This is a genomic window from Qipengyuania sp. SM2512, assembly GCF_054954005.1.
On sequence record NZ_CM143134.1, the window covers coordinates 710871 to 724315 of the forward strand.

Genomic DNA, 13445 nt, shown 5'->3' on the forward strand with positions numbered 1-13445 from the left:
ATCTGTCCTCCGCTTCCGGTTTGGTGGCCAAGGTCTGGCGGCGATGTCGATCAGTCCATCTGGTTGCCCGCATAAATGCGGTCGATCAGTGCGGCCACATCCACGAGGCGCAGCGCCCGCGCATCGAAGGAGGGATCGCCTGCCAGTTGTTGCGCCCAAGCAATGGCTGAGCGGCCGCCCCACACGTCGGGAGGCGAGACGAGCCGCTCGCAGGACGTGCCGCGATAATGCAGCAGTTCGAAATCGTAGAAGCTGCCGCCGACATTGCGAAGACTTGCACCGCCCTCGGTTCCGTAAAAGGTGGCTTCGATGCGGGCGTCCTGCCCGGCATGCAAACGCCACGAGCAGGCCAGGTTGACCCGCAGGTCGGTTGCGAGATCGAAAGTGGCGACGGCGTAGTCCTCGACCTCCTGCCCGCCTCGCGCGAGCGGCTTCCCGTTGGCGAAGAGGCGCGACGCGGCATTTTCCACTTCGGGGAAATCGGTGAGCCAAAGAGCAAGGTCGGCCAGATGGACGCCGAGATCCATCACGCAGCCTCCGCCCGAACGCGAGCGGTCGTAGAACCAGGGCTTGTCGGGACCGTAGGCGTTATGAAACACCAGATCGGCGGCAAAAATGGTCCCCAGTTCCCCCGACCTCATGAGATCGGCCAGAGTGGCAGCGGCGGCCGTGAGACGATAGGAAAAATCGGCGCCGAGCAGGCGATCGGCGCGCTGGGCCGCCTCGACGACGCGGCGCGCTTCGTGCGCATTGCGGCCAAGCGGCTTCTGGCAGAACACGGCGAGGCCGCGATCGAGCGCGGCAATCGACTGTTCGGCGTGGAGAGCGCTGGGCGTGGCGATGACCAGCCCGTCGAGCTCTGCCTCCAGCAAGCTTTCGAGCGAAGGCAGAATTGTCGCACCTGGCGCGTCGGCCTGCGCTTCTTGCGCACACTCGTGCGATGCATCGACTATGGCGGCAACTTCCGCTGCGCCGCTTTCGGCGATGGCATTCATCCGGTGCCGGCCGATCCAGCCCGTGCCGAGAAATCCGAGCCTGGGCTTCGTCATGCCAGATCGACCAGCGCCTTGACGAACCCCTCTGGCTTGTCGCGCGTCGCCTCCAGGGCCTCGTCGAGCTGCTCCAGCCGGTAGCGGTGGGTGTACAGCGGGGCGGGATCGAGCCGACCGCTCGCCACCGCTTCAACCGCCTCCCTCACGCCCTGCATTTGTACGGCAGGATCGCGTTCATGCGCATTGATCACGTCGATACCCTTCCAGTTCCAGGTCTGCATGCTGACCTGACGCGGGCCATCCTGGTGGTATCCTGCAACAACGAGCCTCCCGCCCGTGCCGACGAGCTCGCCCGCCAGATCGAGGGGCCACTGCTTGCCGACGCATTCGATCACGCACGGGCACATCCGGCCATCGGTCAGGTCCGTCACCCGCTCGATTATCGTCTCATGAGAGTGCATCGCGATCGTCTCGTCCGCACCGTAATGGCGCGCAAGGCCGAGCGATTCCTCCCGCCGGGAAATCGCGATCACCCTCGCTCCCGCCGCGCTTGCGAGCCGGGTAAGCACCGCTCCCAAGAAGCCGATGCCGATGATCGCCACATCCTGGCCGGCCTCGATGCGGCTGCGGCGGTAGATGTTGAAAGCACAACCCAGCGGTTCGCCGGGGAAGGGTTGCCCATCGAGTTCGTCCGGCAGCTTCACCACCATTTCGGCGGGGGCGACATCGCTTTCCGCATAGGCGCGGTAGCTCAGAGCGGCCACGCGATCGCCGACCGCCAGCCCGGTCACGCCCGAGCCGACGGCCTCGATCGTGCCCCAGCCCTCATGGCCGAGGCCGCCCGGCGGCGTGGGGAACTGCATCCAGTCCGGTCCCTCCCACGGCGTGATGTTGGAGGCACATACGCCGCAGCCTTCGAGCCGAATGCGCACCTCTCCCTCCCCGGGCTGCGGCAAGGCGACTTGCTGGACGACCGATCGCTTCGGGCCGCTCAACACGGCTGCTTTCATTGATTGGGTCATCGATCAATCGGCGCCGATGAAGGATTCGAGCGCGCCCCACGCCTCGTCATCGGTGATTTGCCGCGGGGGATGTTTGCAGAAATAGGAAGCGGCCGAGTCGATCGGCCCGCCGAGCCCCCGGTCGCGCGCGAGCTTCGCGCAGCGGATCATGTCGATCGCGACGCCCGCCGAATTGGGCGAATCCTCCACCGACAGACGCAGTTCGAGGTTCATCGGCACGCCGCCGAACAGTTCACCCTCCATCCGCAGGAAGCACACCTTGTTGTCGTTCTGCCAGGCGACATAATCGGACGGGCCGATGTGGATGTTCTCGTCCTCCAGCCGCGAAGCCGCCACCGACTGCACTGCCTCGGTCTTGGAAATCTTCTTCGCGGCAAGGCGCTTGCGCTCGAGCATGTTCAGGAAATCGGTATTGCCTCCCGTATTGAGCTGATAGGTTCGCTCCAGCTTTACCCCTCTTTTGCGAAACAGGTCGGTCAGCACCCGGTGAACTATGGTGGCGCCCAATTGCGCTTTGATGTCGTCGCCGATGATCGGCACGCCGCGCTCGCGGAAGCGCTCGGCCCAGACCGGGTCGCTGGCGATGAACACGGGGATGTTGTTCACGAAGGAGACGCCCGCTTCCAACGCGCATTCTGCGTAGAATTCGGTGGCCTCCTGCGATCCGACCGGCAGGTAGTTCATGAGCACGTCCGCCCCGGTTTCGCGTAATACCGACACGACATCTTCCTTGTCGGGCTGGCCCTCCTCGGCGGGGCAAAAGGTGCGATCGCTGGGGTAGGCATGCATGTGCTCGGCCACGCCGTCGAGAATGCGGCCCATCCTCACGACGGCACCGGTTTCTTCGACGTCCTCGCAAAATTTCGTCGTGCAATTGGGCTTGGCAAAGATGGCCTGGGCAATATCGAGCCCCACCTTGCGTCGGTCCACATCCCACGCCGCCACCATGCGGATATCGCCGGGCCGATACCCGCCGAGATCGAAATGCATCAGGCCGCTGATGTCGTTCGCGCCGCTGCGGTAGTGCGAAAGGCCCTGAACCAGCGAGCTCGCACAATTGCCCACTCCAACCAGGGCCACCTTGATTTCGCGCGGTTCGGGATTCAGCATGTCAGACTCCAACGGTTTTGCGTTGCTCGGGCGAAGGCGAGGTCACCGATCCGGCGGGCGCGTAGCGCTCGACCATTTCGGTGCAGAACTCGGCGAATTGGTGCGGGTCCTTGGCGCAACTCGTGTGGTGCGCTTCGACGCCGAGATGTTCGGGTGTGAAGCAGAATGTCACCAGCACCTCGAAATCGGCCAGTGCCTCCATCTGCCGATCGAACCAGTCGAGCGCGCCGTCGCGGAAGCTGTCCGCCCAGGACAGGCCGGTCCGCAGCTTGCGCACCCCCATGCTCTTCATGCATTCGACCGCATCCTCGAGCCGCGGGTCCTCGAAATGGAACCACTGCATCAGCCCCATCCGATCGGCGTGGCGCGCGTAATGCTCGAGCGCGGGCTTGGGGGAGCCATCCTCGCGGATGAGGCCCATATAGAAATGCCGATAGTAGCTGGATCCCTCGGCCTCGCGATGGCGCGTTTCCGCTCCCCAGCTCTGCGGCAGATCGAACAGCGAGTACCAGTATACCTGAGGTACGCGGTCTATCAGCAGTTCGGCGGTCTTCTTGAGACCGAATATCTGCACCTCTTCTGCACCGAAGCTGCCGACCCCGACCTCTGTGGCCCAGATCGGTTTATCGGGCACCACCCGCTCGATTTCGGCGATCCGGTCCGGCCAGGCATGGATCGGCCAAAGGTTCCAGTCGAGCGGAAAACCGTGGACCGCGACAACGTCGACGTGGTCGAGCGCACCGAGGGCGCGAATTTTTTCCACCCAGTGCGGGTCGATCGGCGACATCCCGCCGAGCACCCGCGTGAGCTGGGGATTGACCTGTGCGATGGCTTCGCCGGTCCGGATCACCGTGTCGGCATAGATCGACCAGTCCGGATCCAGCTCGAGGTTCCAGTGCGATTTGTTGTTCGGTTCGTTCCAGATCATGACCGCTTCGATCATTTGCCCTTCTCCCGCGCTGGATACACGGCGGCTGAACCGTATTCCGAGTAGGGGACCGGGGCGATCCGGCAGACGTAGACCTCCGGTTCCGGATGCGCTTCGATCGCGAAACCAGCGGCGCGAAGCATGGCGAGACTGCAGGCAGCGTTGGGCGTCCACCAATTGGTCCAGTCATGAGCGAATTCACGCTCGATGAAGTGCAACCGGGGGTAGGCGGGATTGTCGAAGTAGTCGGGAGGCTGGTTGGTCCCGGCCTTGTGAAAGGGATGGTCCTCGGGGACCTGCAGCACCGCATCGGTGCCCTGCTGCATCGTCTGGAACAGCATCCGGTCCCCGGCCACATGCTCCCGAATGAGATCGAGCGCGAGCAGCGGGTGCCGAAGGTGGTAGAAGACCCCCATGAAGATGACGAGGTCGAACTTCTCACCAAGTTCGGCCACGTCGTAGACATCGAGCTTCGCGAATTCGATGTCGGAATAGCCCAGCACCTTGGTCGCCAGGCGGGCCTGCTCGAGATAGCGCTCGTCGCTGTCGATGCCTAGGACGTGGCCCGCGCCGCGCTTCTTCATTTCCATCGAGTAGAAACCCGCATTGCAGCCGATATCGAGCACCGACTTGCCCGCTAGGTCTTCGGGCAAAGCGTCCGCAAATCGGCTGTATTTGAAGGCTGGATAGTCGCCCAGGAAATGGTCGGGGGCGGTTTCGATACCGTGCCCGAGGTCGATATTCTGGAACCAGGGCGCCAGTCCCTCGACCTGCTCGCGCAGATCTTCCTTCGGTTCGATGTGCCGCTGCGCCTCAGCCATGCTGGCCTGGCTTCTCATTGAGGGAGAGCAGTCGGGCGCCCCATTCACCGATCTCGATCCGGCTGACGGAGGCTGGTTCGACCTCGAACTGCAGAATGCGGTGGAGCGCAAGGCCGAGCACCCCTGCAACGGCTGCACGAATGACGTCGCAGTGGGTGACCATAGCGACGACTTTCCCGGCTGCGCCGCGTGCGACGAGTTGGAGATGATCCATCACCCGCTGCTGCACTTCAGCCATGGTTTCGCCGCCCGGGGTCGCAGCTTCGCCGCGCCGTTCGTTCCACTCCCTCCAGCCGGGATCTTCTTCAAGCTGGTCGAACCGCCTGCCCGTCCAGCTCCCGAAATCGATCTCGTCGAGCGCGTCGACAACAGCAGGTACGAGATCCCGGCCCTCGCCGATTTCCGCGGCGGTTTCGCGCGCCCGCTGGACTGGACTCGTTTGAAGCTCGTCCAGTCGCTCTTGGCGCAACACCGAGGCGAGACTGCGTGCTTGTGCGACCCCCGCAGGAGACAGCGGCACGTCCGTTCTTCGGCCAGAGAGAACGAGCCCCAGATCCGAGTGCGCGGCATGGCGGATTAGCATGATATTTGCGGTCATTGTGCTCCACGAAGCTGCTCGAGGAAAGTAGAAGCAAGTAACCCTAAACAGCACTCCGCGACGTATTGTTCCCATCAAACGACCTGAAATTTCTCTGGAACTCTGAAGAAGATGCTCTGTTTAGCCAATATGACAGCAGCATTCGGACCGCAGTTCAACACCGAGACAAGATATAATTTGTTTATTACTTTTGTTACTTCAGGCGTGAAATGATTAACCTAGGTTTAGTCCCGCGGAATGCAGAATCGAGGAGTGGCCTTTGTCTGAGAAAGTTTTGATAACCGGGGGCGCGGGGTTCATTGGCCGCCATCTTTGCCGGGAGCTGATTGCGCGCGGAGCCGAAGTGCGGGTCCTGGATGCCCTGATCGAACAGGTACATCCCGGCGGGGAGGCGCCCGAAAGCCTGCCGACCGAAGTAGAGTTGCTCAAGGCGGACGTTCGCGACGGCGGCGCCGTCGCCCAGGCGCTGCACGGCGTCGACAGCGTGGTTCACCTCGCCGCCGAGGTGGGCGTGGGTCAGTCGATGTACGAGGTCGAACGCTACACCTCCACCAACGATACCGGAACCGCGGTTCTCTTCGAGCGCCTGATCGACCGCCCCGTGCGCCGGGTGGTCACTGCCTCGTCGATGAGCATCTACGGCGAAGGCCTCTATCGCAACGCAGACGGAGAGTTGATCGAGGATGCGCAGCGCGGCCGTTTGCGCGACGGACAAGAATCCTGGGAATTACTCGACGACGCGGGCAGGCCGCTGGCGCCGGTGCCCACCCCCGAATGGAAGCGCCCCAACCTCTCCTCGGTATATGCGCTCAACAAATACGTTCAGGAACGCATGACCCATATCATGGGCAGCCCCTACGGCATCGAGACTACGTGTCTGCGGCTGTTCAACGTTTACGGCCCCGGCCAGGCTCTCTCCAACCCCTATACCGGCGTCTTGGCAATCTTCGCCGCGCGCCTGCTCAACGCTCAGGCCCCGATGATCTTCGAGGACGGGGAGCAGCGCCGGGACTTCGTCCATGTCAGCGATGTCGCCAGAGCCTTTGCGGACGCCCTCGCCGATCCTGCGGCAGCGGGCGGTACCTTCAACATCGGCTCCGGGATCGATCGATCGGTCAATGAAGTGGCCCGCAGCCTGGCGCAGTCCATGGGGCGCGGCGAGACCGAGCCGGAGATCATCGGCAAGGCCCGCACTGGCGATATCCGCCATTGCTATTGCGATGTGACGCTGGCGCGAAATGTCCTGGGGTTCGAGGCCCGGCAGAACTTCTCCGAGGGCCTGACCGACCTCGCCGAATGGCTTTCCAGCCAGACCGCCGAGGATCGCGGTGAGCGAGCGCGCGGCGAATTGGAAGCGCGCGGGTTAGTGGCATGAGGATTGGCGAAGGCACGACCATCCTGATCACTGGCGGGGCTGGCTTCATCGGCTCCAATCTGGCCTCCCGGCTGCTGGATCGCGGGTGCCGCGTACGCATACTGGATTCGCTTGTGCGCCCCGGAGTCGAGCGGAATCTGGAGTGGCTGAGCCAAGCTCATGGCGACCGCGTGGAACCCGTAATTGCCGATCTGCGGGAGAGCGGCGTGTTTGCCCGCGCCGTGCAAGGCATCGACGCAGCATATCATTTCGCGGCTCAAGTCGCGGTGACGACCAGCCTGGCCGATCCGCGCGCCGATTTCGACATCAATCTGGCGGGCACCTTCGGCTTGCTCGAGGCCATGCGTCGCGATCGTCCGGGCGCGCCGATGGTCTTCGCATCCACCAACAAGGTCTATGGCGACCTCTCCGACGTGGGGGTGCAACCCGGAGCCGGCGGCTACATTCCGGCCAACGCTCAACTGGCCCAATACGGCGTCCCCGAAAGTCGCCCGCTCGATTTTCACACGCCCTATGGCTGCTCCAAAGGAGCCGCCGATCAGTATGTGCTCGACTACGCGCGCAGCTATTCACTGCCCGCGGCCGTCTTCCGTATGAGCTGCATCTACGGCGAACGTCAGATGGGAACCGAAGATCAGGGCTGGGTGGCGCACTTCCTCATTCGTGCGCTCGCCGGTGAGCCGATCACGCTATACGGGGATGGCGAGCAGGTTCGCGACATCTGCGACGTGGCCGACACCTGCGATGCGTATATTGCAGCGCTGCAGAATATCGGGAAAATCTCCGGCCGCGCCCTCAATTGGGGAGGGGGGCCCGAAAACGCGGTCAGCCTGCTCACCCTGATCGACCAGATCGGCGTGATGACCGGCCGGATGCCGCGGATCGAGTTCGCCGACTGGCGCGCCGGCGACCAACGCTGGTTCGTCGCCGATACGCGCGCCGCAGATCGGGAACTTGGGTTGCGGCGGCGCAAACCCTGGCGCGAAGGCCTCCGCGATCTCGTCGCATGGCTGTCCGAGAGCAGGGGCCTTCCCCTTAACCCGGAAGCGCGTTCCACGGTGCAGGTCTCATGACAGCGATGCCCGCGCTGCAAATCCTCATGACGACCGACACGGTTGGAGGCGTCTGGCAATATTCGACCGATCTCGCCCGCGAGCTGATCGAAGCTGGCCATGCAGTGACGCTTGCAGTCCTGGGCCCGTCCCCCAGCGAGACGCAGCGCAGCGGCGCGGGCCAGATCGACCAGTTGCGACTGGTCGATACCGGCCTGCCTCTGGACTGGATGTGCGACGATCCCGCTCCCGTGGAGCGAGCGGCTCGCGCCGTCTCCCGGCTCGCCAGCGAGTGCGGCGCCGACATCATCCACTGCAACATGCCCGCGCTTGCTGGCGGGGCGGAATTCCCGGTTCCGCTTCTGGCCGTGACGCACGGCTGCACCGCCACCTGGTGGCAAGCCGCCAGGGACTGTCCGCTGATCCCCGCATATCGCTGGCACCGGGACATGGTCCGCCAAGGTCTGGCTGCCGCCGACGCCGTGGTCTCCCCCAGTTCCAGCTATGCCGAGACTGTTCAGACGACCTATCGCCTGCCGCAGCGGCCAAAGGTCGTCCACAACGGCCGGCCTCCTGCGCCTGGCACTGCTTCGGGCAAGCAACCGATCGACGCAGCGCTGACCGTGGGGCGCATGTGGGACCCCGTTAAGAACGGCGCCCTGCTGGACAGGGTAGCGGCCACTATCGCCCTCCCCTTCCTTGCCGCCGGATCCTTGCGCGGGCCGCACGAGGAAGAGGCGGTCTTCTCCCACCTTCAAGCGCTCGGCCACGTTCCGGATGAAAAGGTCGGCGAACTGCTAGCGCTGCAGCCGATTTTCGTTTCGGCGGCGCGATTCGAGCCGTTCGGGCTGGCGGTCCTGGAAGCGGCATCCGCCGGCTGCGCACTGATCCTTGCCGATATTCCCACGTTTCGAGAGCTGTGGGACGGCGCCGCACTGTTCGTTGATCCCGACGATGCCGACGGATTCGCGCGTGCGATCGAAAGGCTGCACTCCGAGCCCGAGCTGCGTCAGCATCTGGGCGAGACGGCCAGGTTGCGCTCGACGCGTTACACGCCAGCCGCGATGGCGAATGCGGTTTCATCGATATACCGCGCGCTGCTGGCCGAGCGGGTGGCGGCCGCATGAATATCGCCTATTTTACCCACTCGCTGTCTTCGTGCTGGAATCATGGCAATGCGCATTTCCTGCGCGGCGTTCTCGACGAGCTGATCGCGCGCGGCCACGATGCGCGCGCCTTCGAGCCGGAGGGAGCCTGGAGCCGCGCCAACCTGCTCGAGGATCACGGCGAAGCGGGTCTTGCCGCCTTCGAGGAAGCCTATCCCCGCCTGTCGCCGCAGCTCTACCACGCCGATGCCGATCTCGCAGAGCTTGTCGAGCATGCCGAGCTCGTCATCGTCCACGAGTGGAACGAGCCCGAGCTGATCGCGCGCCTGGGTGCGCTCCGCAAGCGCGGCGCGCCATTCCGCCTGCTGTTCCACGACACCCACCACCGCGCAGTCAGCGCTCCGGAGGAAATGCGCGCCTACGATCTGTCCGGCTATGACGGCGTGCTCGCCTTTGGCGAAACACTGGCCGAGGTCTATCGCGGCTGGGGCTGGGGCGATGACGTGCATGTCTGGCACGAGGCCGCCGACCTGCGCCGCTTTCACCCGCCGGCGCAGGAAGGCCACCGCGAAGGTCTCGTGTGGATCGGCAATTGGGGCGATGGCGAACGCTCCGCCGAGCTCGAGGAATTTCTTCTGCGCCCGGCACAGACGGTCGGCTTGCCGCTCGACATCTACGGCGTTCGCTATCCCGGTCCGGCGCTCGAAACGCTCGCCCGGTTCGGCGCCCGCTATCACGGCTGGGCGCCCAACGCCCGCGCGCCCGAGATATTCTCACGCCACATCGCGACGGTGCATGTGCCACGCCGCTTCTATGCCGATCGGCTCCCCGGCATCCCCACGATCCGCGTGTTCGAAGCGCTCGCCTGCGGCATCCCCCTGCTGTGCGCACCCTGGGACGATGCCGAGGGGCTGTTCCGGCCGGGCACCGACTATCTGATCGCACGTGACGGTGCGCAGATGAGCGCCCATCTCGAAGCGCTCTCCCTCGACCCCGCCATGCGCGCCGATCTGGCGGCGAACGGCTTCGAGACCATCCGCACGCGCCATACCTGCGCCCACCGGGTCGATGAATTGCTGGCGCTGCTCGATCGCCCGGCGATCGCCCCCTCGCTGACCAAGGAGACCGCATGAAAATCGCCTTCTACGGATCGAGCCTGCTTTCTTCATACTGGAATGGTGCGGCGACTTACTACCGCGGCATCCTGCGTGCCCTCGCGGAGCGCGGATACGAGATCACTTTCTTCGAGCCCGACGCCTTCGATCGCCAAGAGCATCGCGACATCGACCCGCCTGCCTGGGCGCGCTCGGTGGTCTATCCCGCTACGCCCGATGGCCTCGCCCGGGTGCTTGCCGAGGCTGGCGGGGCCGACGTCGTGGTCAAGGCCAACGGCGTCGGCGTGTTCGATCGTGAATTGCTCGAAGGTGTCCTGCACGAGGCCCGGCCCGATGCGCTTGTGATCTACTGGGATGTCGATGCCGCGGCGACGCTCGACGAGATGCGCCAGCAGCCCGATCACCCCGTGCGGCAGGCATTGCCGCAGCTCGATCTCGTCTTCACCTATGGCGGCGGCCCGCAGGTGGTCGCAGCCTATCGCGAATTCGGTGCGCGCCAATGCGTGCCGATCTACAATGCGCTGGACGTCTCCACACATCATCCGGTGCCGCCCGATCCGCGCTTTGCGAGCGACCTTGCCTTTCTCGCCAACCGGCTGCCCGACCGCGAGAAGCGGGTGGAGGAATTCTTCCTCCGCACAGCAGCCGCACTGCCCGAAAAGAAATTCCTGATCGGCGGCAATGGCTGGGCAGACAAGGCGATGCCGGAAAACGTCGCGGCGATCGGCCATGTCGGCACCGGCTCCCACAATGCCTTCAACTGCACGCCGCGCGCAGTGCTCAACGTGGCGCGCGATTCGATGGCCGCGATCGGTTTCTCACCCGCAACCCGCGTCTTCGAAGCCGCGGGTGCCGGAGCCTGCCTGATCACCGATTCCTGGGAAGGGATAGAGATGTTCCTGACGCCAGATGAAGAGGTGCTTGTCGCACGCGACGGGAAGGACGTGGCCGAGCATCTCAAGGGACTGACGCAGGAGCGGGCCGGCGCGATCGGCCGCAACGCCATGGCGCGCGTTCGCGCGGAACACACCTACGATTTGCGCGCAAAGGAGGTCGACAGCGTGTTGAAACGCCTGCGGGAAGCCCGGCGCGAGGTGGTGGCATGAAGCTCGTCGTCCTCGGCCTCAGCCTTTCCTCCTCTTGGGGGAATGGCCATGCAACGACCTTTCGTGCGCTCCTGTCGGCATTTGCTGCGCGCGGACATGAAGTGCTTTTCCTCGAGCGCGACGTGCCCTGGTATGCCGATCATCGCGATCTGCCCGATCCCGAATTCTGCCGGCTCGAATACTATGCCAGCCTGCACGGACTGGCTGACTGGCGCGACGAAATTGCGCGGGCCGATGCCGTCATGGTGGGTTCCTATGTGCCAGAGGGCATTGCCGTGGGCGCCTTCGTACAGGAGCATGCACAAGGCACGACCTGCTACTACGACATCGATACGCCGGTCACTCTCGCGCGTCTTGAACGCAGCGATTGCGACTACCTCTCGCGCGAGTTGATACCCGGCTACGACACCTATTTCTCTTTCTCCGGCGGCCCCTCGCTGGAGAGGCTGGAGCAGGAATTCGGTTCGCCGAGGGCCCGCGCCCTCTACTGCTCGGTCGACGTCTCACGCTATCGCCCGCTCGACGTGCCCGTGCGCTGGGACCTCACCTATCTCGGGACCTACAGTCCGGACCGGCAGCCGACGCTAGACCGCCTGCTGCTCGAGCCAGCCCGCCGCCGCCCGGACTTGCGCTTCGCGGTGGCCGGTCCGCAATATCCCGACGGGATAGACTGGCCGGACAATGTCGAGCGCATAGAGCACCTCCCTCCGGCCCGGCATGCGGAATTCTACTGCGCTTCGCGTTTTGCGCTGAATGTCACCCGGGCCGACATGATCGCCGCCGGCTGGTCGCCGTCCGTGCGGATCTTCGAGGCAGCGGCCTGCGCCACGCCGATCATCTCTGACCGGTGGCCCGGAATCGAGACGATCCTGCGCCCGCCAAGCGAAATCATCCTGGCGGACAGCGCCTCAGAGGTGATTGCCGCACTGGATTTGTCCGCCGCACAAATCGGCGAGGCCGCCCGCGCCGCCGTGCTGGAGGACCACAGTTCCAAACGCCGTGCCGAGCAATTGGAAGCCGATCTCCTCTTCCAGATCGAAGAGTCCACGGTGCGGAAAACATGTCACAGCGGAGAATTTGTATGACGAACGAACCGAACGGCTGGACGCTGGTTGCAGGCGGAGCGGGATTCATCGGGTCCCATCTTTGCATGAAACTGCTCGAAGCCGGAGAGAGGGTGTTGTGCCTCGACAATCTGCAGACTTCGCGGCCATCGAACCTCGAAATGCTGAAGAAGCTGGAGGGCTTCAGATTCGTCCTCGGTGATGTGTCGCAGCCGCTCCCGGTCGAGGTGATGCGCGAGGCGAGATCGATCAGGCGCATCTACAACCTCGCCTGCGCCGCTTCTCCGCCCCTTTACCAGTTGGATCCCGAGCATACGATGCTGACGAATGTCCTTGGAACCGATCGCCTGCTGCGATTGGCGGAGCAGGCGGGCGCACGCTTCCTCCTCGCCTCGACAAGCGAGGTCTATGGCGACCCGGACATTCATCCGCAGCCCGAGCACTATCGCGGCAATGTCAGCTGCACCGGGCCGCGCGCCTGTTACGACGAGGGCAAGCGATCTGCCGAAACGCTGGCGTTCGATTTCGCCCGCTCGCAGCGCGCAGAGGTTCGCGTGGCCCGAATATTCAACACCTACGGCCCGCATATGCGGATGGATGACGGACGGGTCATCTCCAACTTCATCTGTCAGGCGCTCTCCGGCGAGCGGCTGACGATCTATGGCGACGGAAAGCAGACCCGAAGTTTCTGCTATGTCGAGGACACCGTCGCCGGGCTGATGCGGTTGATGGAGGCCGAAATGCCGGAGCTCGTTCCGGTCAACATCGGCAATCCACACGAACTCACGATTGCCGAACTGATCGATTCTCTGGCCGAGATCGCCGGAGCGCCGCTGTCGCCAACTCGCCACCCGCTTCCCACCGACGATCCGCAACGCCGTCGCCCGGATATCAGCCTGGCACGCGACCTGCTGGATTGGCAGCCCGTCACTCCGCTTTCGGTCGGCCTTCGCAGGACCTTCGACTGGTTCGCGGCAGAGCTGGAAGTGACGGAAAGCAAAGGGGATAACTATGAGATTGACGCATCGCCCGGCCTGAAAGCGTTTGTCCCCATTCCGGCGACTGCATGAACGCAATCCAGAAGAAAAGAGACGATGATGGAGAAGAACAACAGGCCGATCGTCTGAAGCATTTGGCCGCCAAGGCGATGGGCCCG

13 protein-coding genes are annotated in these 13445 nt (G+C 64.1%); 7 read left to right on the top strand and 6 right to left on the bottom strand.

Annotation, left to right across the window (positions count from 1 at the left end; translation table 11 throughout):
* Positions 1–50: 50 nt before the first annotated feature.
* The 6 genes from ACQ5J0_RS03655 to ACQ5J0_RS03680 are packed head-to-tail and all read right to left on the bottom strand — an operon-like array spanning position 51 to position 5471.
* Complete coding sequence (locus ACQ5J0_RS03655; protein ID WP_462569164.1) at positions 51–995, bottom strand: Gfo/Idh/MocA family protein; 945 nt, start codon at positions 993–995, stop codon at positions 51–53.
* A gap of 50 nt (positions 996–1045) precedes the next feature.
* The gene (locus ACQ5J0_RS03660) at positions 1046–2002 is read right to left on the bottom strand and encodes an MDR/zinc-dependent alcohol dehydrogenase-like family protein (protein WP_462569165.1); all 957 of its coding nucleotides are present in this window, start codon (positions 2000–2002) and stop codon (positions 1046–1048) included.
* Positions 2003–2017: 15 nt separating this feature from the next.
* Positions 2018–3124, bottom strand: a complete 1107-nt coding sequence (locus ACQ5J0_RS03665) for an inositol-3-phosphate synthase (RefSeq protein WP_462569166.1) — start codon at positions 3122–3124, stop codon at positions 2018–2020.
* Position 3125: 1 nt separating this feature from the next.
* Positions 3126–4067, bottom strand: a complete 942-nt coding sequence (locus ACQ5J0_RS03670) for a beta-xylosidase (RefSeq protein WP_462569167.1) — start codon at positions 4065–4067, stop codon at positions 3126–3128.
* Entirely contained in the window at positions 4064–4891 is an 828-nt protein-coding gene (locus ACQ5J0_RS03675) for a TIGR04290 family methyltransferase (protein ID WP_462569168.1), read from the bottom strand. The genes ACQ5J0_RS03670 and ACQ5J0_RS03675 overlap by 4 nt, the downstream gene beginning before the upstream one ends.
* Positions 4866–5471, bottom strand: coding sequence for a histidine phosphatase family protein (locus ACQ5J0_RS03680; RefSeq protein ID WP_462569169.1), 606 nt, complete (start codon positions 5469–5471; stop codon positions 4866–4868). The genes ACQ5J0_RS03675 and ACQ5J0_RS03680 overlap by 26 nt, the downstream gene beginning before the upstream one ends.
* Positions 5472–5745: 274 nt before the next feature.
* Here ACQ5J0_RS03680 and ACQ5J0_RS03685 point away from each other — a divergent pair, with 274 nt between their 5' ends.
* The 7 genes from ACQ5J0_RS03685 to ACQ5J0_RS03715 all read left to right on the top strand — a co-directional run bounded on the left by ACQ5J0_RS03685 (position 5746) and on the right by ACQ5J0_RS03715 (position 13359).
* Positions 5746–6846, top strand: coding sequence for an NAD-dependent epimerase/dehydratase family protein (locus ACQ5J0_RS03685; protein ID WP_462570049.1), 1101 nt, complete (start codon positions 5746–5748; stop codon positions 6844–6846).
* Positions 6843–7919, top strand: coding sequence for an NAD-dependent epimerase/dehydratase family protein (locus ACQ5J0_RS03690; RefSeq protein ID WP_462569170.1), 1077 nt, complete (start codon positions 6843–6845; stop codon positions 7917–7919). The genes ACQ5J0_RS03685 and ACQ5J0_RS03690 overlap by 4 nt, the downstream gene beginning before the upstream one ends.
* Positions 7916–9025: a glycosyltransferase family 4 protein gene (locus ACQ5J0_RS03695; RefSeq protein WP_462569171.1), complete on the top strand. Its 1110-nt coding sequence runs from the start codon at positions 7916–7918 to the stop codon at positions 9023–9025. The genes ACQ5J0_RS03690 and ACQ5J0_RS03695 overlap by 4 nt, the downstream gene beginning before the upstream one ends.
* Positions 9022–10137, top strand: coding sequence for a CgeB family protein (locus tag ACQ5J0_RS03700; RefSeq protein ID WP_462569172.1), 1116 nt, complete (start codon positions 9022–9024; stop codon positions 10135–10137). The genes ACQ5J0_RS03695 and ACQ5J0_RS03700 overlap by 4 nt, the downstream gene beginning before the upstream one ends.
* Complete coding sequence (locus tag ACQ5J0_RS03705; RefSeq protein ID WP_462569173.1) at positions 10134–11225, top strand: CgeB family protein; 1092 nt, start codon at positions 10134–10136, stop codon at positions 11223–11225. The genes ACQ5J0_RS03700 and ACQ5J0_RS03705 overlap by 4 nt, the downstream gene beginning before the upstream one ends.
* The gene (locus tag ACQ5J0_RS03710; RefSeq protein ID WP_462569174.1) at positions 11222–12310 is read left to right on the top strand and encodes a CgeB family protein; all 1089 of its coding nucleotides are present in this window, start codon (positions 11222–11224) and stop codon (positions 12308–12310) included. Before ACQ5J0_RS03705 ends, ACQ5J0_RS03710 begins: the two co-directional genes overlap by 4 nt.
* A 65-nt stretch (positions 12311–12375) precedes the next feature.
* The gene (locus tag ACQ5J0_RS03715) at positions 12376–13359 is read left to right on the top strand and encodes an NAD-dependent epimerase/dehydratase family protein (RefSeq protein WP_462569175.1); all 984 of its coding nucleotides are present in this window, start codon (positions 12376–12378) and stop codon (positions 13357–13359) included.
* Positions 13360–13445 lie beyond the last annotated feature (86 nt).

Coding starts and splice junctions, on each gene's coding strand:
- ACQ5J0_RS03680 (WP_462569169.1), bottom strand. CDS start 5,471: ATGACCGCAAATATCATGCTAATCCGCCATGCCGCGCACTCGGATCTG.
- ACQ5J0_RS03695 (WP_462569171.1), top strand. CDS start 7,916: ATGACAGCGATGCCCGCGCTGCAAATCCTCATGACGACCGACACGGTT.
- ACQ5J0_RS03675 (WP_462569168.1), bottom strand. CDS start 4,891: ATGAGAAGCCAGGCCAGCATGGCTGAGGCGCAGCGGCACATCGAACCG.
- ACQ5J0_RS03710 (WP_462569174.1), top strand. CDS start 11,222: ATGAAGCTCGTCGTCCTCGGCCTCAGCCTTTCCTCCTCTTGGGGGAAT.
- ACQ5J0_RS03660 (WP_462569165.1), bottom strand. CDS start 2,002: ATGAAAGCAGCCGTGTTGAGCGGCCCGAAGCGATCGGTCGTCCAGCAA.
- ACQ5J0_RS03705 (WP_462569173.1), top strand. CDS start 10,134: ATGAAAATCGCCTTCTACGGATCGAGCCTGCTTTCTTCATACTGGAAT.
- ACQ5J0_RS03670 (WP_462569167.1), bottom strand. CDS start 4,067: ATGATCGAAGCGGTCATGATCTGGAACGAACCGAACAACAAATCGCAC.
- ACQ5J0_RS03715 (WP_462569175.1), top strand. CDS start 12,376: ATGAAACTGCTCGAAGCCGGAGAGAGGGTGTTGTGCCTCGACAATCTG.
- ACQ5J0_RS03655 (WP_462569164.1), bottom strand. CDS start 995: ATGAATGCCATCGCCGAAAGCGGCGCAGCGGAAGTTGCCGCCATAGTC.
- ACQ5J0_RS03665 (WP_462569166.1), bottom strand. CDS start 3,124: ATGCTGAATCCCGAACCGCGCGAAATCAAGGTGGCCCTGGTTGGAGTG.
- ACQ5J0_RS03700 (WP_462569172.1), top strand. CDS start 9,022: ATGAATATCGCCTATTTTACCCACTCGCTGTCTTCGTGCTGGAATCAT.
- ACQ5J0_RS03690 (WP_462569170.1), top strand. CDS start 6,843: ATGAGGATTGGCGAAGGCACGACCATCCTGATCACTGGCGGGGCTGGC.